Here is a 17,213-nt window from a genome sequence, read left to right on the forward strand (position 1 = left end):
TGCGCGATCTGGCACAACCGGACCACAGACCAGCCCGCGACCCGCTCACTGATCGCCTACGACCACTGACCGACTTCGGAACTACTCGTCTAGCCGGTGACGCCGGCGCCCCCTGTCGCCGCGACGGAGGCGTCGAGGTCCATGCCGAGGTTGGTCAGCCGCCACTCGCCCGTGACCTGGCCGAGGGTGAAGGTGAGGGCGAGCCGCACCTGGCCGGAGCCCTGTTTGGTGCTCAGGATCGCCTGCCGCAGGGTGTGCCCGTCCACGGTCACGTCCGCGTCGGTGATCACGCTCTGGCCCGCCGCCCCGGGGGCCTGGTGGGTGACCTTGAAGTCCGGCGTGTGGACGGCCTGGACGAAGTTCTCGTGCAGGGAGTTCACCAGCCGGGTGAACGCCGCCTTGCGGTCCTGCTGAGCGGCGGAGCCGGCGTTCGACGGCAGTCGGGTGAGCGTCCACGCCTGATCGACGTCCCCGCGGTACACGTCGGCGAGCCAGGCCTCCAGCACCCCGGCGGGACCGACCGCGGCCGCCGTCGTCGCACCGGTCGGTGCGGCCTCCGACGGCGGCGCCTGCGTCGAGGCGGCGGCGGGGGTGGTGGGGCCCGCGGCGGAGGCGGAGACCGCGACGGACGGGCCCGCGGCCGCCGTGCCGGTACCGCCCGCCGTGCAGCTCGCCGCGGCAAGTGCGAGGAACGGTAGGGCAGTTGCCCTGCGCAGGGGAACGCTCACGGTGGTCTCGGCTTTCCTGTCGTGGATCGGCAATCCGCTGATGCGAGGCCAGGCCAGAGCGTCGGCCGCCGGCGACGGTCACGCCCCCTCCACCGGCGGCCCACCGGTGCGGAGTCGGCCGGCACCGGGCGCGGCTCCCGAGATGGCGCCCCGTCTCCGGGTGGGGGCTCTGGCCAGATGACTAAGCGCTTGCTTACACTCGGCCCTGCCCCTTGCTGGACCCCGAACACGCCCTTGGAGACGTCATGACCGTAGTGAACCGCCAGATCCGCCTCGCCCGTCGGCCGGTCGGGGAGGTCCGGGCGGAGGACTGGGCGCACGGCGAGGAGGCCGTGGGCGTTCCGGGCGACGGCGAGTTCCTGGGGCGCACGCGGTACCTCTCGCTCGACCCCGCCATGCGCGGGTGGCTGGACGACCGGCCCTCCTACCTGCCGCCGGTGGGCCTCGGCGAGGTGATGCGGGCCGGATCGGTGGTCGAGGTCGTCGCGTCCAACCACCCGACGTTCCAGGTCGGCGACCACGTCGTCGGCACCTTCGGGGTCCAGGAGTACGCGGTGTCCGACGGCAAGGGGGCGCTCAAGGTGGACCCCGCGCTCGCGCCGCTGCCGACCTACCTCGGGGCGCTCGGGATGCCCGGCATGACGGCCTACTTCGGGCTGCTGGATGTCGGCGCGCTCAAGGAGGGCGAGACGGTGGTGGTGTCCGGCGCCGCCGGGGCCGTCGGCACCCTGGTCGGCCAGATCGCGAAGATCAAGGGCTGCCGGGTGGTCGGGATCGCGGGCGGACCGGAGAAGTGCGCGCTGCTCGTCGATGAGCTCGGCTTCGACGCGGCGATCGACTACCGCGCCGAGGACGTCCGCAAGGCACTGCGCACCCACGCCCCGGACGGCATCGACGTCTACTTCGACAACGTCGGCGGCCCGATCCTGGACGCCGCACTGACCCGGCTGGCGATGCACGCCCGGGTGGTGATCTGCGGCGCGATCAGCCAGTACAACAACGAGAGCGCCGTGCAGGGCCCGTCCAACTACCTGTCGCTGCTGGTGCGTCGGGCCCGGATGGAGGGCTTCGTGGTCTTCGACTACGCCAGGCGGTTCGGCGCCGCGGCCGCCGAGCTGGCGGGCTGGATCGGCGACGGCCGGATCAAGGTCAAGGAGCACGTGGTCGAGGGGACCGTGGACGACTTCCCGGAGACCCTCGGGATGCTGTTCCGCGGCGAGAACACCGGCAAGCTGGTGCTGCGCCTGACGTGAGGGCACGCCGCGCCGGTGGCCGGCCCGACCGGGGCACGGCGCAGCGGGGCGCGAGGCAGCCGGGCGCGGGGCGCGGAGGTCGGGACGGTGGAGCCGACGCCCCCGCGCCCCGGGCTCGTCGCCGGTCCGGGGCGCGGGGAGGTCAGGGGAGGTCAACGGCGCTGGAGCGCCCGGACGTTGTCGCCGAAGGTCCAGCCCTTCGAGCCGTCCCAGTTGACCGACCACGTCATCAGCCCCTTGAGGGAGCCGCCGAAGGCGTTCCACGCCTGGCCGACCGCGCCCGGGTCCAGGTAGCCGCCACCCGCGCCGGGTTGGGCCGGCAGTCCGGGCACCTGCTTGTCGTAGGGCACCCGGACGGTGGTGCCCTGGACGGTCAGGCCGTTGTCGAGGCAGGTGGTCTGCGCGGTGAAGCCCTGGACGGTGCCGGCCTGGTAGGAGTCGCCGGAGCAGCCGTACATGCTGCCGTTGTAGTACTGCATGTTCAGCCACCACAGCCGGCCGTTGTCGGCGTACTTCTTGACGATCGGCAGGTAGGCGCCCCAGATGGAGCCGTAGGTGACGCTTCCGCCGGTGACGTACGCGGTCTCGGGGGCCATCGTCAGGCCGAAGCCCGCGGGCATCTGGGCCAGCACGCCGTCGATGATGCGCACCAGGTTGGCCTGGGAGGCGGACAGCGTGTTGATGTCGCCGCTTCCGGCCAGGCCGGTCTCGATGTCGATGTCGATCCCGTCGAAGTTGTACTTCTTGAGGATGGGGACGACGGTCGCCACGAACCGGTCGGCGACGGCGCTGGAGCTCAAGTCGATGCCCGCGGTGGCACCGCCGATCGACATCAGGATCGTCGCCCCGGCCGCCTTGGCCTGGCACATCTCGGCGGGGGTCGCGACCTTGACGTTGGCGTCCATGCCGTCCTGCCACAGGACCGTGCCGTCCGAGAGGATCACCGGAAAGGCGGCGTTGATGACGTTGTAGCCGTGCGCGGCGATCCGGCTGTCGGTGATGGGGATCCAGCCCAGGCCGGGGTGCACACCGTTCGCCGCGCCGTCCCAGTTCTCCCAGTACCCCTGCAGCACCTTGCCGGAGGGCTTGGGCTTCGTCGGGCAGGTGTCGCCCGTGGGCGGGGTGCTGGTCGGCGGCGGGGTGGTCGGCGGCGTGGTCGGCGGGGTGCTGGTCGGCGGCGGCGTGGTCGGCGGCGTGGTGGGCGGGTTACTGGACGGCGGGGTGGCGGTCGGCGTGGGGCTGCTGCCGCCCGGTCCGGTGAGCGACACGTCGTCCGCGTAGTAGGCGGGCTGCCCGTACCAGCCGTGCAGGTAGACGGTCACCGAGGTGGTGTTCGGCCCGGTGGTGAACCCGACGCTGAGCTGGCCGTACGAAGGACTGGCGGGTGTCCAGGTGGACTGGGCACCGGTGATTCCGGTGCCGGTGGCCCCCAGGTAGACGTAGCTGCCCTGGACGTAGGCGCTCAGCGTGTAGGAGGAGTCGGGCTGGACGCTGACGGTCTGGGTGCACTGGGCGTCGTCCTGGCCGGTCGGTACGGCCCGGAGCGCGGAGGTCCCGGAGTGGACAGGGCTGCCGACGACCGCGCCGGAGCCGGCGGAGCAGGTCCAGTCGGAGAGCCCGTTCTCGAAGCCGGGGTTGGCCACCAGGTTGGTGGTGGCGGCCCCGGCCGTGACCGCCCCGGCCACGGCGGCGCACGCGCCGAGGAGGGCGAGCGCGCTCACCGCGGCGAGGGGCCGCTTCAGGGCGGCCGGTCGGTCCAGGGCGGCCGGTCGCTCCAGGGCGGCCGGTCGGTCCAGGGCGGTGCGGTTCGGCTGCGGTGCGCGTTCCACGCCCGGCGGGCGTGGGGTGTGCGGCCTCCGACGGAACATGTGGTGCTCCCTTCCGCCGGACGCCATGGACATGACGAGCGCGTGGGGGCGTGACGCCCGGCCCTGGGTGAGGTGGGGACATGTGGGGCTGTGCCGGACCGGATCGTAGGGAGGGCCGACCGGACCCGTCAATAGGTCTGGACCAATTCCGGTCCGGTCGACGAGGCCCGGCCCACGAGGCCGGGACGCCGTATGGCCGGCCCCGCTCGGCGCCGCTCGACGCCGGCCACGGCTCCGGGCCGTTCCCGTTTCCGCCCGCTCCCGGCTGGGCACCCGCGATGCGCGACGGCGGAACCCAGTGACGGGATCCGCCGCACCGGAAGGGGCTCCGGCCGCCCAGCCGGGCGCGTCGCACCGTGAAGGGGTGACAGCATGGCCGTCGTCGACGACGAACACCTGCTCGCGATCTACCTCAACGACCACCTGGCCGGTTCCTGCGCGGGCGCGGCGCTCGCGCGGCGGATCGCCCGTACGCACCCCGAGGGTCCCTCCGCGCCGGACCTGCGGCGCCTGGCCCGGGAGGTCGCCGAGGACCGCGACGAACTCGTCGGACTCATGCGGGCGCTGGGCGTCCGCCCCCGGCGGTACCGGATGGTCCTCGGCGCGGCGGCCGAGAAGGCCGGCCGGCTGAAACCCAACGGACGGCTGGTGCGCCGCTCGCCGCTCAGCGACCTCCTGGAGGCGGAGGCCATGCGCACCGGCGTCCAGGGGAAGCTCGCGCTCTGGCGGGCACTGCGGACGGTGGCGCGCGACGACCTGATGGACTCCCGGCTGCGGGTGCTGGAGGCCAGGGCCGAACGCCAGGCGGACATCCTCGACGCCCGCCAGGCCGAAGCCGCCCGGGCACTGCGGCCGGACCCCGCCACCGACGGCACCGGCGGCGCGGCGCATCGGCGCCCCTCCTGACCGGCGGTGCCACGCACCGCAACTCGGCACCGTGGGAAACGACTCAGGGAGACCACATGGCCCTGTTCCTGTTCATCGTGCTCGTCGCCGTGGTGTTCGGCTTCGTCGGCGTCCTGGTGAAGGGCCTGCTCTGGTTGCTGGTGATCGGGATCGTCCTGTTCCTCGCGGCCCTGCTCTTCGGCGGCATGAGGATCGGCCGCCGACAGGCCGGGCGCAGGTAGCCCTCGGCCCCCCGGGGGGCCGAGGGCTGGGAGGGCAACCGCGCAACCGCCTGTGTCATCCGCTGTGTCATCCGCCGACTCCGGGGTAGCCGGACTCCATCCGAACGCAGAGGAGTGGAGAAGATGGGTATCGGCGGGTGCATCCTCCTGTTCGCCTTCGGCGCGGTGCTGGCCTTCGGGGTCGACTGGCACCTCTCCGGGATGAACGTGCACGTGGTCGGCTGGATCCTGATGGCCGCAGGACTGCTCGGCCTGATCACCTACGCCAGCGTCTTCCGGCGCCGGCGCTTCATGGGCCGGGCCGGAGCCGACGAGGTCGTCGAGGAACGGCGCTACTACGACGAGCCGTGAGGTGTCACCGACGCCAGGCGGGGGCTGGCCTCGGTCCCGTCCGAGTCCCCCGCGAGGGCCGCAGGCCCACCGTGTGCGCCCTTATCCGCCACTGCGGCCCGCACGGTGGGGTCCTCGGAGCCGGGGGGGATGGCTGACGGCCCGGCTGGTCAACCAGAATGACCGGATGGTCAGGCTCGAGACTCCCCGTTTGGTCCTGCGTCGCTGGCGCGAGGACGACATCGCCCCGATGGCCCTCATCAATGCCGACCCCGAGGTCATGCGGTGGATCCGTGACGGCAGGGTCCGGGACGAAGGGCAGACCCGGAGCGGGATCCAGGCCTGGGAGGGCGAGTGGGAGTCGGAGGGCTTCGGCCTGTTCGCCGTGGAGGTCCGCTCCACCGGTGAGCTGGCCGGCTTCACCGGTCTGTCGGTACCGGCCTTCCTGCCGGAGGTGCTGCCGGCGGTCGAGGTCGGCTGGCGGCTGGGGCGCAGCCACTGGGGGCAGGGCCTGGCCACCGAGGCCGCCGCGGCCGCCCTCCGCTTCGGATTCGAGGAGCGGGGGCTCGACCGGGTCGTCTCCATCGTTCAGGTGGGCAACCGCGCCTCCGAACGGGTCACGGCCAAACTCGGGATGCGCCTGGTCCGGGAGACCGTCACTCCCACCAGCGGTCGGCGGGTCCGGGTGTTCGGACTGTCATCGGACCAGTACCCCGCAGCCGGTCGTTGAGGCGGCGGCACGGCACCGCGGCCGGTTGCCCCGCGACCGGTCAGTCCAGCAGGCGCACCATGTGCAGCTTGGCGACCTCCCGCCCGTCCACCAGGACGGCCCTCGGCTCCCGGCCCCACACCTCGAAGCCGCAGGCAGTGTAGAGCCGCAGCGCCGGCTCGTTGCCCTCCGAGACGGTCAGCAGCACCTGGCGCAACCGCCCGTCCGCGGCGGCGATCGTGAGGACCCGCTCGACCAGGGCCCGGCCGATCCCCCGCCCTCCGGCGGCGCGGGCCACCGCCATGCCGTACAGGGTGGCCTTGTGCCGCTCCTGGGCGCGCGGATGGACCCGCAGTCCGGCGGTGCCGAGGAGCGTGCCGCCGTCGTCGAAGGCGCCGAGCAGCGCGCCCGGCCCGGCCTCGGCCTCGGCGAGGCGCCGGACCGTGTCGGCGAGCGGTTTGCCGCGCTCCTCGGCGTGGCCGGAGGTGAAGGCGCCGGGTGTCTCCTCCAGGGCCGTCAGCCGGAAGGCGCGGTACGGTCCGGCGTCCGCGACGCCGAGGCGGCGGACCGTCATGGTTTCAGCCGAGACGGACACGGGTGCACCTCGTGAGGTAGGGCATGGCGATCCGCTCCCGACCGGCCAGGTCGGGATGGGTGGCGAGCAGGCGCTCGACGTCGGCCAGCAGGCCGGCGCGCTCGGCTTCGGGCAGGGCGATGACGTAGCTGCGCGAGGCGACCATGTCGAGGATCCCGGCCGGGGTGCTCTGGTGCTCCCAGCGGATCTCCAGCCGCTCGGGCGCGCCGAACGGGGCGGGGATTACGGGCGCGGTGTCGATCCGCCGACGGGCGCTGCGGCGCATCAGGGCGCCGAGTTCGGCCGTCCAGGGCTGCGACTCGTCACGGACGTTCCACACCAGGGCGAGAGTGCCTCCGGGGGTGAGCACGCGGGCGATCTCGGAGAGGGCCGCCGCCTGGTCGAACCAGTGCCAGGCGTGGGCGACCACGACCGCGTCCACGCTGCCGTCCGGCAGCGGGATCCGCTCGGCCGTGCCGGCCCGGACCGCCGCCCGGGGCGCGTGCGCGGCGAGCAGGGCCCGCATGTCCTCGTCCGGCTCGACGGCGACGACGTCGAGGCCGGCGTCGACGAGCAGTCGGGTCAACTGGCCCGTGCCGGCGCCGAGATCGAGCACCCTGCGGGCCTCGCGCGGCACCGCCGAGCCGATCAGCGCGTGGGGGTAGCCGGGGCGCCCGTGCTGGTAGGAGGCGGCCGCGGTGCCGAAGGAGCGGGCCTGCAGCCGCCCCGTCCAGCGCCGGGTGGCGCCCTGGCGGGTCATTCCGCAGGCGCGGCCGATCTCCTCCCAGGTCGCCTGCTTCCCGCGCCGGAGCTCCTCGACCAGACCGGTGCGCCGCTCCTCTAGGGCCGCGATCACCCCCGACAGCCGCCGCAGCCCGTCGAGTCCTCCCTCGCCCGCCACGTCGTCCGCCACCCGGCGCCCGAGATCGTCCGTGTTCATGGCCCGCACAGTAGGTCCCGCGCGCAGCGGCCGTCAACAGGCATTGCCCAGAGAGGCAACAGATGTTGCGCCACGCCGTGGGCGGGCCAAAATATCCCCCGCACGGGTGATGGAGGCCGCCGCGTCCGAGCCCTAGCACGAACTATCCGCCGCACGCGGCGAATTGAGCCGGAAACCCTTCGCATGAGCGAATCCCGGCCGGGTTGCCGGTGCGGAGGGTCCGAGGCGAGAAGCCTGGTGACCGGGCGGTGACCGACCCGGGCTGCGACTGGTGTGCGAGATGTCTGGCATGTCCGGCAAGTTGCCACAAGTCGGTTGACGGACAGTATTTTTGAGTTTCGGTCAGGGTTGTCCTGAACTTGGCTATGCTGCAGCACCACGCCTCCGGAGCCGGTCGTCGCCCGTCCCCGTTCTGTTCCGATCGTTTGAGGATGCCGAATGCTTCGAGCTGGATCGTCACCCACCAGACGGCGCCCCGCGCCTCTGCTCGGCTGGCTGCTGCCCACTGCCGTCATGGCCGTGGCGGTGGCGGTCGCCGCGGTGGTGGTGTCCGTCGAAGCCCGGGCCGGGGTGCTGTGGTGCGGGGCCACCGCCACCGTGCTGGTCGCCGTGGTGGCCGCCGAATCCGCCCGACGCGGCCGGGCGCTCGAGGAACTGCGCGCCGAACACATCCGGCGGGTCGACGAGTTGCACCGCAAGCTGGCCGCCCAGGAGGACGAAATCGAGCGGCTCGCCGCCGGCGAACTGCGCCGCCTGGTCGGCGGGGCCCGGTACGGCTCCTCCATCGACGTGCTGCTCAAGCCCTTCCAGCAGCCGAACCCGCTGCTCTCCCGGAAGTTCCGCGAGTCGCTCGAGATGGTCGCCCGGGGCATCGCCAAGGCCGTCGACGACGAGGTCAGCCGGCGCGACTCCGCCGAGCGCGCCTTCGTCAACCTCGCCCGCCGCGTCCAGGCGATCATCCACCGGCAGGCCAAGGACCTGCGCGAGATGGAGGACCGGCACGGCAACGACCCGGCCGTCTTCGACGACCTGCTGCGCCTGGACCACGGCAACGCCCTGGTCGGCCGCCTCGCCGACTCCATCGCCGTGCTCTCCGGCGCCCGACCCGGCCGGCAGTGGACCCGGCCGATCGCGCTCTACAGCGTCCTGCGCGGCGGGATGTCCCGCATCCTGGAGTACCAGCGGGTCGACCTCCACCCGGTCACCCAGATCTCCGTCACCGGCCCGGCCGTCGAACCGCTGATCCACGCCGTGGCCGAACTCCTCGACAACGCCACCCGCTACTCCCCGCCGCACACCCACGTCCACCTGAGCGCCTCCGAGGTGCAGAGCGGAATAGCGATCGAGGTCGAGGACGGCGGCCTCGGGCTCACCGACGAGGCCCGCGCCCGGGCCGAGCGCTCGATGCGCGAGGCCATGGTCTCCAAGGACTTCGACGACCTCACCGAGTCCCCCCGGCTGGGCTTCGCCATCCTCGGCCGGCTCTGCCAGGCGTACGGCTTCCAGGTGTCGCTGCGCCGGTCGGCGTACGGCGGCGTGCGCGCGGTGCTGGTCGTCCCCCAGGAACTGCTCACCACCGCGCCCCCGACCGGCCGGGCCCACGGCATCGGCGCCTTCTCCGGCCCGCGCCCGCTCCCGGCGAACCCGCCCCGGCAGACCACGCCCTCCCGGCCCTGGGGCGCCCGGACCTCCGCGCCGTCGGCCGGCGTCGGGCCGTCCTACGGCTCGACCAGTCCGTGGGGGTCCGCCGGCCCGGAGCCCGGGGACGACGAGGTGACCATCACCGAGCGGACGGCCAACGGCCTGCCGCAGCGCCGCCGCCACCGGCCGACCGGCCGGGCCGCCTTCGCCCCGGCCCCGCGCGCCGCCGCGCAGCCCAAGGGCACCGGCGCGCACCTCAGCGGGCCGACCTCGGGGCCGGCGGCGGGTCCTGCGGGCCCGACCCCCCGGCCGGCCGCGAAGAAGCCCGGCCTGTGGCTGGAGGCGTTCATGGACGGCTACAAGGGCACCGGCCCGTCGGCGAGTTCGACCGGACAGACCGGCGCCGGGCAACCCGGCACCGGACAGACCAGTGAAGAGACGGCAGGGAAAGGCGAGCAGTGATTCCGCACCGCAGCAACATGGACTGGATCCTCAACGACCTCGCACACAGCGTCCCGTACGTGCGCCACGTCATCGTGCTCTCCGCCGACGGCCTGCGGATCGCCCAGTACGGCGCCGACCCGGACACCGCCGACCGCCTCGCCGCCGCCTGCGCCGGCCTGCAGAGCCTGGCCGCGGCGGTCGGGCACGAGTTCCCGCACGGCAACGGCTCGATGCGGCTGGTCGTCATCGAGGTCGACGGCGGCTACTTCTACCTGATGTCGGCGGGCGACCGCGCCTACCTCGCGGTGCTCGCCGACGAAGGGGTGGACGCCGGACTGGTGAGCCACCAGATGCGCGACCTGGTGGAACGGATCGGCGAGCACCTCTCCACCCCGCCGCGCAACCCCGAGGTGGTCGCGTGATCCGGCCGGTGAACCGCCGCGGCGCCCGGGCGGTGACGTGAACCAGCACCCCGAGGCGATGACATGACGGCCGAACAGGGCGGCTGGGAGGGACCGGACCCAGATCGCCTGTACGTGATCACCCGGGGCCGCAGCGGCCCCTCCGGGCCGGGCGTCTTCGACCTGGTCACCCTGATCGTCTCCCGCGCGGAGCCGACCCCCGCCATGCAGCCCGAGCACGCGGCCATCCTGCGGCTGTGCCGCTCCCCGCTCTCGGTGGCAGAGGTCTCCGCCTATCTCGAACTGCCCCCGAGCGTGGTCATCGTCCTGCTGGCGGACCTGCTCGACGACGGGCGGATCGAGGCCCGCGCCGCCATCCCGGCGGCGGAACTCCCCGACCGTGCCCTGTTGGAGGCGGTGATCCATGGACTACAGCGGCTCTGACACGGTCGTCGGCCCGGCGAGCTCGGACCTGCTGCCCGACACCGTCGCCACGGCGGTGAAGGTGGTGATCGTCGGTGGCTTCGGCGTCGGCAAGACCACGCTGGTCGGCTCGGTCAGCGAGATCCGCCCGCTGACCACCGAGGAGACCATGACCCAGGCCGGGGTCGGCGTGGACGACCCGACCGGAGTCGAACGCAAGACCTCCACCACGGTGGCCATGGACTTCGGCCGGATCAGCATCAGCGACAAGCTCGTGCTGTACGTCTTCGGCACCCCCGGGCAGGAGCGGTTCTGGTTCCTCTGGAACGGACTGTTCGAGGGGGCGCTCGGTGCCGTGGTGCTGGTCGACACCCGCCGGCTGGAAGTCAGCTTCGAGGTGATCGGACGGCTGGAGGACCGCGGCGTCCCGTTCGTGGTGGCCGTCAACGGCTTCCCGGAGGCGCCGAGTTACGCGCTCGAGGAGCTGCGGCAGGCACTCGACCTCCCGGCCGACGTGCCGATCGTGGCCTGTGACGCCCGCAGCCGCCAATCCAGCCGCGACACCCTGATGGCGCTGATGCACTACCTGTACGAACTCGCCGCCCCGCCCACCGCCTGACAACCCTCCCCCCTTCCGCACCCCGCAACCGGAGCCCCTGTGACCACCCCGTTCCCCGCCGACGACGCCGCCCTCGCACCGCCGCCCGGCTGCCCGGCCCACGGCCGCGACATCGGGCCGATCGGCCCCGGCGGCCTGCGACGCCTGTACGGCCCGGAGGCCGAGGCCGATCCGGCGGGCCTCTACGAGAAGCTGCGCGCCGAGTACGGCGAGGTCGCCCCGGTGCTGCTGCACGGCGACCACCGGGCCTGGCTGATCCTCGGCCACGCCGCCAACATCACCGCGATGCGCACCCCGTCGCTGTTCTCCCGCGACTCCCGGCTCTGGAGCGCCTTCCGCAGCAACGAGATCCCGGCCGACTCCCCGCTGCTGCCGGTGGTCGCCTGGCAGCCGATCTGCGTCTTCGCCGACGGCGAGGAGCACCGCCGGCTGCGCGGCGCCGTCCTGGACGGCCTGAACGGCTTCGACCGGCGCGGCATCCGCCGCCACGTCCGCCGCTTCACCACCGACCTGGTGCAGGTGGTCGGCACGACCGGCCGGGCCGAGCTGGTCTCCCAGTTCGCCGAGCACCTGCCGATGCTGGTGATGACCAAGCTGATCGGCATGCCCGACGAGTACGGGCCGCAGCTGGTGAACGCCGCGCGCGACCTGATGAAGGGCACCGAGACGGCGATCGCCAGCAACGAGTACGTGGTGGCGAGCCTGCGCCGGACCATCACCTACAAGCGCGACCACCCCGGCGACGACCTGACCAGCCGGCTCCTGGCGCACCCGGCCGGGCTGACCGAGGACGAGGTGATGGAGCACCTGCGGGTGGTGCTGCTGGCGGCCAACGAGACGACCGTCAACCTGATCGCCGACTCGCTGAAGATGGTGCTCACCGACCCGCGCTTCCGCGCCCACCTGTCCGGCGGGCAGATGACCCTGGGTGAGGCGCTGGACCAGGTGCTCTGGGACTCGCCGCCGATGTCGCTGGTCGCCGGACGCTGCGCGACGGCCGACACCGAACTCGGCGGCCAGCAGATCAAGGCCGGCGACTTCCTGTTGCTCGGCCTCGCGGCGGGCAACGTCGACCCGGTGATCCGGCCCGACCTCGCCACCCCGCTGTACGGCAACCGCTCGCACCTGTCCTTCGGAGCCGGGCCGCACGAGTGCCCCGGGCAGGACATCGGACGGCACGTCGCGGAGGCCGGGATCGACATCCTGCTCACACTGCTGCCGGACCTCCGGCTGGCGGTGCCGGAGGAGGAGTTGACCTGGAGCTCGTCCTGGATCTCCCGCCACCTGACGGCACTGCCGGTGGAGTTCACCCCGCGCGAGATCGAACCCGACCCGGAGTCGGTGGCGGAGGCCCAGCTGGCCGCGGAGGAACGGGCCGCCCGGGAGGCGGAGGCGCTCCGGGCCGTCCAGCGGGCGGCGGCCGCAGCCGCTGCGCCGGCGGCCGTTCCGGCGCAGCGGCGCAGTTGGTGGGACGTGCTGACCGGGATCTTCCGGCGGTGATCAGCGGCGTCGTGTGCTGACGGCCGCGTCGCGCGGTGGTCAGTGCCGTCGCGCGGTGGTCAGTCGCCGTCGTGCGGCGGTACGCCGAGGTGTGCGGTGGTGAGCCGCGCCGTGTGCTGATCTCTCGCCGCGCGCTGGTCGGCTTCTTCCGGCGCTGATGGTCACTCGGCGCTCGCCAGGCGGGGGGCGGGGGGCCGGTGGTCTCCCGCCCCCCGCCTGCCGCGTGCTCAGTACTGGTCCCCACCGGCGTCGGTACGGCGGCGGTGCAGGGTGAAGGTGTCCACCGGGGTGAGGTCCCCGTGCGGGCCGTCGAAGGTGTAGTAGGTGACCCGCATCGTGGTGGTGCCGCCGGGCCGGTCCCCCGGGTCGACGTCGAAGGCGGCGAAGCCGTGGGTGTGGACGCGGTCCTGGAAGGCGGACCACGGCGCGTCCTCGGTGAGCCAGATCGACTCCCGGTACGGGGCGCCCGGGGCGGGGTGGTCCTCCAGGCCGATCACCACCCGGCCCTGGGGCCGCTCGAACAGGTCGTCCTGGGTGGTGGCGGCATTGCCTCCGGCGCCGATGACCATGTGGACGGTGCCGCGGCTGGTGTCGGCCAGGCGCGGGTCCGTACCGGTCGGGACCGGGGTGCGGGTGTCGTTGGGCAGGGTTCCGCGGACGGGGTGGGAGCGCTCGTAGTAGTGCTCGTGGCCGCTGACCACGAGGTCGACCCCGTAGGCGTCGAACAGCGGGCCCCAGGACTCGCGGACGCCGAGATCGCTGCCGGAGCCGTGCTTGGAGGTGGAGATCATCGGGTGGTGCATGCAGACCACGATCCAGTCGATCCCCCGGCTGCTCCGGGCCGTACGCAGCTCGCGTTCCAGCCAGCGGAGTTGGGCTCCTCCCGAGAAGCCGCGCAGATAGCTCTCACCGGAGTTCTGGATGGCCACGTCGTCGTTGGACAGGCTGATGAAGCGCACCGAGCCGACGGTGAAGGCGTACCACATGCTCCTGGTCTCCTCGTCGCGGTCCGCGGTGGAGTCGGGCAGCGAGAAGTAGGTCTGGTAGCCGAGGGCGCCGATCGGGCCGTTGCCGCTCTCGTTCTCGTGGTTCCCGGCGCAGGGCATCCACGGGCGCGACCGGGTCGAGCGGCTGTTGTTGATGAACCAGTCGGCCCAGGTGGCGGTGCGGCTCTGGCCGTGGCGGCCGCTGTAGGAGGCGTAGCAGAGGTCGCCGTTGACCAGGTTGAACAGCGGGCCGACGCGTTCGACGGCGGCGACGATGTCGGCGGCGTGCGGGGAACCGATCTGGCTGCTCATGTACACCGGGTACTTGCCGAGCGGTGAGGGCATGCCGTCGGGGAGGACCAGTCGGCGGCGGAGGTTGGGGGTGGCCTGGTCGCCGAAGCTGGTGAAGGTGAAGGGCGCTCGGCCGCGCGGGGCGGTGGTGAAGCTGCCGGTCTCCGGATTCGCGCCGTCGTGGCCCGCGGTGTACAGGTAGGTGGTGGCCGGGCGCAGGCCGGTGAGCCTGGCGTGGTGGACGTACACCTCGTCCTTGCCGAGGGCGTCGCGGTAGGTGCGGGTCTCCGCCTCGACGACCCGGCCGGGGCCTCCGTCGGGCGTGCCGAGCCGGACCTGCGGGCGGCGGACGGACTGCGGAGTGATCCAGGAGACCGTCATCGCGGTGGCCGGGTCGGTGCCGAACTGCAGGTGCACGCCGCTGACGCTCGGCGCCCCGGCGCGGTGCGGGGTGGTCTGCAGCAGCGGACTCGCGGGTGCGTCGTCGTCCGGACCGCCGGGGTCCGCGGCCGCAGCCGGCTGGGCGACGGCACCACCCGCGACCAGGGCGGCACCGGCCGCCGACGTGCCCTTGAGGATGGACCTGCGTGCGATCGTCATGGTGCTCCGTCCGCCGAGTGGGGGTTCGGGATCCGCAGCACTGTAGCGACATGAGCATGCACAGGCGATCGGTTTCTGACGAGGGGTCATGCCCGGCGTGGCCGGGATGACTTCGCGCGGCCGGAGTGGCCGGCATGGCGGGACGGGCCGGCTTGGCTGGACGGGCCGGCGTGGCTGGAGTGGCCGGCGTGGCTGGAGTGGCCGGCGTGGCTGGAGTGGCCGGCCGGTGACATCCCCGCGAATGCCGCACCCGGCACGGAATGCGCCCCGGCCCCGGCGGCCGGGGCTCCGCCGGGGCCGGGGCGGGCCCTGGGATTCGAGGATCGCGGGTCGGTGGACCGGGGCCGGAGCGTGGCGGCCGGCACCGGGGTCAGGCGGATCGCGTCAGGGGCAGTGCTTCCAGGCGAGGTGGTAGACAGTGTTGATGTCGCCGTCCGTCGAGTCCATCGTCATGAAGCTGGTGGTGCGGGTCGGGTCCGAGGAACCGGCGGCGACTCGCAGCTCGGTGTTGATGTTGAAGTTGCGCTCCTCCCCGCAGGGGGCGAACACCAGGGAGGCGACGTCGACGGTGTCGGTCGCCTGCCAGTTGTCGTCCCTCGGGCCGGTGAAGCGGTGGCTCTGGGAGGTCGTCCCCGACTGGCCCTGGAAGTAGTAGCCGGCCCGCTGGGTGCCGGTCGCTCCCGGCTCCAGGTGGGCGAAGCCGCGGTAGTCGGCGGAGGCGATCGCGTAGGTGAAGCCCTGCGGGACGTGCACGCGAAGGTCGAGCTGGCAGTTCTTCCGGAAGTCGGTCGGCTTGGAGCCCACGCCGACCTGGGCGAGGTAGCTGCTGTACGTCACGGTGAAGGCGGTGTTGTCGGGCGCCACGGCCACCGCCGCCGTCCCCGCCGGGCAGCCGGAGCCGTTGACCGTGGCGACGTCGATGACGATCCGGTCCGGCGGGCTCGGGAGCGAGTCAGCGCCGAAGGCCAGCGAGCCGGCGAGCGCGGCGGGGACGGCGGTCGCGACGGCCAGTGTGCGGAGGAGCATGGGGCTTCCCTTCGATCGTCCACCGGAGCCGGGGACGGCGATTGCCCCGGTCCTGGCGCGGGCGCGCCAGCCGGATTGACATGGCTATGCCATCACGCTCGAGCGCACTGTGTCCAGAGGGTGACGCATGGTCACCACGATCCGGGCCAACGCCGACGGCCGCCATGCCCGGGCTGTTCGAGCCCTTCGCCCGGCCCCGCACTCCACCCCGAGCCCCGCAGTCGACGACCCGTCCGCGAGGCGAAGATCACCGTGCGGTAGGCTCGCTCCGCAACACGACGCGAAGGGGAGCCAGTTGGCGCGGGTTGCAGTGATCGGTGGCGGTATCAGCGGGCTGGGAACGGCCCTCATGCTCGGTCGGCGGGGACACCCGGTCACACTGTTCGAACAGGACGCGCGACAGGCCGGGGAGGACCTGGAACGCGACTTCTTCGACTGGCGCCGGCCCCGCGTCCCGCAGGCCGTCCAGCCCCACTCGTTGCTCGCGCCGGTACGGACCGTGCTGCGCACTGAGAGTCCCGACGTCTACGCCGACCTGTTGGCTCGCGGGGCCCGGGAGTACCACGAGTTCGACTGGTTCGGCGAGCATCCGCCGCACCGGGCCGGCGATGAGCAACTGGTCACCCTGCGCACCCGCCGCATCGTGCTGGAGGCCGCCCTGATCGCGGCCCTGCGGCGGGAACCCACCGTCGAGGTGCGGGGAGGCCACCGGGTGAGCGGTCTCGTCGTCGACGAAGGCCGGCCGGCCCGGGTCACCGGAGTGCGGGTGGGCGCGCGGACTCACCAGGCGGACCTCGTCGTCGACGCCTCCGGCCGCCGTTCGCCGGTTCCGGGCTGGCTGGTCGCGGCCGGCTGCCGTCCGCCCGCGGTCGAGAGCCACCGTGCCGGGATCGCCTACCTGTGCCGCTGGTACCGGCTGCGGGCCGACGGCCCCCGCGATCCCGGGCAGGTGAGGACCGGTTCGGCCGCACCGTTCGCCCTGGCCGGCGTCTTCCCTTCCGACAACGGCACCTTCGCGGTGAACCTGGTGCTCTCCACCGGCGATCCGACCCGCAGCGCGCTGATGGACCCCGCCGTGTTCGAGGCCGTTGCCCGCAGGTTCCCCGCCTGCGCCGCCTGGCTCGACCTGGATCCCGAGCCCCGGTCGGCCGTCCTGGCGATGGCCGGGCTGGACAACCGCTGGACGGCCCTCGCGAACGAGGCCGGGCCCGTCGTCACCGGACTGATCAGCATCGGGGACAGCCTCATCCACACCAATCCCACGCTGGGCCATGGCGTGGCCCTCGGTCTGCTCGCCGGCCAGTACCTCGCCGGCCACGCCGACGAGATCGCCGCCGACCCCGACGGCTACCACGCCTGGACCGTCCAGGCCCTCCGCCCGTGGTTCGATGCCCAGGTGACGGCCGACCGCGTCAACGCCCAACGCCTCGCCGAGGGTTCACCGCTCTTGGACCGCCGGGCCGCGGCGCTGGCAGCCTGCGCCTTCGAGGACCCCGTCGTCATGAGGGCCCGCGCCCAGGTGCGCCACCTCGTCCGCCCGGCCGAGGAGGCCTACGGCACCGAGGAGGTGGAGCGCCACCTCACCGCCTGGCTCGATGCCCGCCCGGACTTCACTCCCCAGCACGACGGGCCGACTCGGGCCCAGTGGGACGCGACCATCCCCGGCTGAGTCCCGCCGGGCACCGCGCGGTGTCCGAACCCTCCGCTGCGGTGGCCAGGCGCGCCGCGTGCCCGAATCCGGAGCGAGAAGGGC

Annotated in this window: 17 protein-coding genes; 11 read left to right on the forward strand and 6 right to left on the reverse strand. The window is 73.2% G+C overall.

Features of this window, described 5'->3' with window-relative positions; all coding sequences use genetic code 11:
• Positions 1 to 89: 89 nt before the first annotated feature.
• Positions 90 to 728, reverse strand: a complete 639-nt coding sequence (locus ACGF07_RS06940) for a hypothetical protein (RefSeq protein WP_392896087.1) — start codon at positions 726 to 728, stop codon at positions 90 to 92.
• Between the two features lie 245 nt (positions 729 to 973).
• Here ACGF07_RS06940 and ACGF07_RS06945 point away from each other — a divergent pair, with 245 nt between their 5' ends.
• Complete coding sequence (locus ACGF07_RS06945; protein WP_392896089.1) at positions 974 to 1,981, forward strand: NADP-dependent oxidoreductase; 1,008 nt, start codon at positions 974 to 976, stop codon at positions 1,979 to 1,981.
• Positions 1,982 to 2,133: 152 nt separating this feature from the next.
• Here the strand turns inward: ACGF07_RS06945 and ACGF07_RS06950 are convergent, their stop codons facing one another.
• A complete protein-coding gene (locus ACGF07_RS06950) occupies positions 2,134 to 3,849 on the reverse strand; it encodes a carbohydrate binding domain-containing protein (protein WP_392896091.1) in 1,716 nt (571 codons plus the stop codon).
• Positions 3,850 to 4,221: 372 nt separating this feature from the next.
• Here ACGF07_RS06950 and ACGF07_RS06955 point away from each other — a divergent pair, with 372 nt between their 5' ends.
• The 4 genes from ACGF07_RS06955 to ACGF07_RS06970 all read left to right on the forward strand — a co-directional run bounded on the left by ACGF07_RS06955 (position 4,222) and on the right by ACGF07_RS06970 (position 6,036).
• Positions 4,222 to 4,755 carry a hypothetical protein gene (locus ACGF07_RS06955; RefSeq protein WP_392896092.1) on the forward strand — a complete coding sequence of 178 codons (534 nt, stop codon included), beginning with the start codon at positions 4,222 to 4,224 and terminating at the stop codon, positions 4,753 to 4,755.
• 56 nt (positions 4,756 to 4,811) lie between these two features.
• Positions 4,812 to 4,976 carry a hypothetical protein gene (locus tag ACGF07_RS06960; protein ID WP_350735416.1) on the forward strand — a complete coding sequence of 55 codons (165 nt, stop codon included), beginning with the start codon at positions 4,812 to 4,814 and terminating at the stop codon, positions 4,974 to 4,976.
• Between the two features lie 123 nt (positions 4,977 to 5,099).
• Complete coding sequence (locus tag ACGF07_RS06965) at positions 5,100 to 5,327, forward strand: DUF6458 family protein (protein ID WP_350735419.1); 228 nt, start codon at positions 5,100 to 5,102, stop codon at positions 5,325 to 5,327.
• A gap of 166 nt (positions 5,328 to 5,493) precedes the next feature.
• Positions 5,494 to 6,036, forward strand: coding sequence for a GNAT family N-acetyltransferase (locus ACGF07_RS06970; protein WP_350735423.1), 543 nt, complete (start codon positions 5,494 to 5,496; stop codon positions 6,034 to 6,036).
• Between the two features lie 40 nt (positions 6,037 to 6,076).
• On the opposite strand, the gene ACGF07_RS06975 is transcribed toward ACGF07_RS06970, so the two are convergent.
• Both ACGF07_RS06975 and ACGF07_RS06980 read right to left on the reverse strand, forming a co-directional pair.
• Entirely contained in the window at positions 6,077 to 6,589 is a 513-nt protein-coding gene (locus tag ACGF07_RS06975; protein WP_350735426.1) for a GNAT family N-acetyltransferase, read from the reverse strand.
• 4 nt (positions 6,590 to 6,593) lie between these two features.
• Complete coding sequence (locus tag ACGF07_RS06980; protein WP_392896095.1) at positions 6,594 to 7,529, reverse strand: class I SAM-dependent methyltransferase; 936 nt, start codon at positions 7,527 to 7,529, stop codon at positions 6,594 to 6,596.
• Positions 7,530 to 7,967: 438 nt separating this feature from the next.
• Here ACGF07_RS06980 and ACGF07_RS06985 point away from each other — a divergent pair, with 438 nt between their 5' ends.
• The 5 genes from ACGF07_RS06985 (at position 7,968) to ACGF07_RS07005 (ending at position 12,557) form a co-directional block, all read left to right on the forward strand.
• A complete protein-coding gene (locus ACGF07_RS06985) occupies positions 7,968 to 9,632 on the forward strand; it encodes an ATP-binding protein (RefSeq protein ID WP_392896097.1) in 1,665 nt (554 codons plus the stop codon).
• Between the two features lie 17 nt (positions 9,633 to 9,649).
• Positions 9,650 to 10,036, forward strand: a complete 387-nt coding sequence (locus ACGF07_RS06990) for a roadblock/LC7 domain-containing protein (protein ID WP_350735435.1) — start codon at positions 9,650 to 9,652, stop codon at positions 10,034 to 10,036.
• Between the two features lie 63 nt (positions 10,037 to 10,099).
• Positions 10,100 to 10,459, forward strand: coding sequence for a DUF742 domain-containing protein (locus ACGF07_RS06995; RefSeq protein WP_350735438.1), 360 nt, complete (start codon positions 10,100 to 10,102; stop codon positions 10,457 to 10,459).
• A complete protein-coding gene (locus ACGF07_RS07000; RefSeq protein WP_350735440.1) occupies positions 10,440 to 11,057 on the forward strand; it encodes an ATP/GTP-binding protein in 618 nt (205 codons plus the stop codon). Before ACGF07_RS06995 ends, ACGF07_RS07000 begins: the two co-directional genes overlap by 20 nt.
• A 39-nt stretch (positions 11,058 to 11,096) precedes the next feature.
• On the forward strand, positions 11,097 to 12,557 hold the full coding sequence (locus tag ACGF07_RS07005; RefSeq protein ID WP_392896100.1) for a cytochrome P450: 1,461 nt from the start codon (positions 11,097 to 11,099) through the stop codon (positions 12,555 to 12,557).
• 227 nt (positions 12,558 to 12,784) lie between these two features.
• Here the strand turns inward: ACGF07_RS07005 and ACGF07_RS07010 are convergent, their stop codons facing one another.
• Positions 12,785 to 14,434 (reverse strand): purple acid phosphatase family protein, encoded by a 1,650-nt coding sequence (locus ACGF07_RS07010; protein WP_392896102.1) that lies wholly within the window; start codon positions 14,432 to 14,434, stop codon positions 12,785 to 12,787.
• 384 nt (positions 14,435 to 14,818) lie between these two features.
• Complete coding sequence (locus tag ACGF07_RS07015) at positions 14,819 to 15,460, reverse strand: DUF4360 domain-containing protein (RefSeq protein ID WP_392896104.1); 642 nt, start codon at positions 15,458 to 15,460, stop codon at positions 14,819 to 14,821.
• A gap of 295 nt (positions 15,461 to 15,755) precedes the next feature.
• Between ACGF07_RS07015 and ACGF07_RS07020 the strand changes: the two genes are divergently transcribed.
• Positions 15,756 to 17,129 carry an FAD-dependent oxidoreductase gene (locus tag ACGF07_RS07020; protein ID WP_392896106.1) on the forward strand — a complete coding sequence of 458 codons (1,374 nt, stop codon included), beginning with the start codon at positions 15,756 to 15,758 and terminating at the stop codon, positions 17,127 to 17,129.
• The last annotated feature ends 84 nt before the right edge of the window (positions 17,130 to 17,213 follow it).

This window comes from Kitasatospora sp. NPDC048194 (assembly GCF_043202455.1).
Classification (GTDB): domain Bacteria; phylum Actinomycetota; class Actinomycetes; order Streptomycetales; family Streptomycetaceae; genus Kitasatospora.

What these genes read in the sequence shown, in the direction of transcription:
- ACGF07_RS06945 (WP_392896089.1), top strand. Translation starts at nt 974, where the DNA reads ATGACCGTAGTGAACCGCCAGATCCGCCTCGCCCGTCGGCCGGTCGGG.
- ACGF07_RS06950 (WP_392896091.1), bottom strand. Translation starts at nt 3,849, where the DNA reads ATGTTCCGTCGGAGGCCGCACACCCCACGCCCGCCGGGCGTGGAACGC.
- ACGF07_RS06955 (WP_392896092.1), top strand. Translation starts at nt 4,222, where the DNA reads ATGGCCGTCGTCGACGACGAACACCTGCTCGCGATCTACCTCAACGAC.
- ACGF07_RS06960 (WP_350735416.1), top strand. Translation starts at nt 4,812, where the DNA reads ATGGCCCTGTTCCTGTTCATCGTGCTCGTCGCCGTGGTGTTCGGCTTC.
- ACGF07_RS06965 (WP_350735419.1), top strand. Translation starts at nt 5,100, where the DNA reads ATGGGTATCGGCGGGTGCATCCTCCTGTTCGCCTTCGGCGCGGTGCTG.
- ACGF07_RS06970 (WP_350735423.1), top strand. Translation starts at nt 5,494, where the DNA reads ATGGTCAGGCTCGAGACTCCCCGTTTGGTCCTGCGTCGCTGGCGCGAG.
- ACGF07_RS06975 (WP_350735426.1), bottom strand. Translation starts at nt 6,589, where the DNA reads ATGACGGTCCGCCGCCTCGGCGTCGCGGACGCCGGACCGTACCGCGCC.
- ACGF07_RS06980 (WP_392896095.1), bottom strand. Translation starts at nt 7,529, where the DNA reads ATGAACACGGACGATCTCGGGCGCCGGGTGGCGGACGACGTGGCGGGC.
- ACGF07_RS06985 (WP_392896097.1), top strand. Translation starts at nt 7,968, where the DNA reads ATGCTTCGAGCTGGATCGTCACCCACCAGACGGCGCCCCGCGCCTCTG.
- ACGF07_RS06990 (WP_350735435.1), top strand. Translation starts at nt 9,650, where the DNA reads ATGGACTGGATCCTCAACGACCTCGCACACAGCGTCCCGTACGTGCGC.
- ACGF07_RS06995 (WP_350735438.1), top strand. Translation starts at nt 10,100, where the DNA reads ATGACGGCCGAACAGGGCGGCTGGGAGGGACCGGACCCAGATCGCCTG.
- ACGF07_RS07000 (WP_350735440.1), top strand. Translation starts at nt 10,440, where the DNA reads ATGGACTACAGCGGCTCTGACACGGTCGTCGGCCCGGCGAGCTCGGAC.
- ACGF07_RS07010 (WP_392896102.1), bottom strand. Translation starts at nt 14,434, where the DNA reads ATGACGATCGCACGCAGGTCCATCCTCAAGGGCACGTCGGCGGCCGGT.
- ACGF07_RS07015 (WP_392896104.1), bottom strand. Translation starts at nt 15,460, where the DNA reads ATGCTCCTCCGCACACTGGCCGTCGCGACCGCCGTCCCCGCCGCGCTC.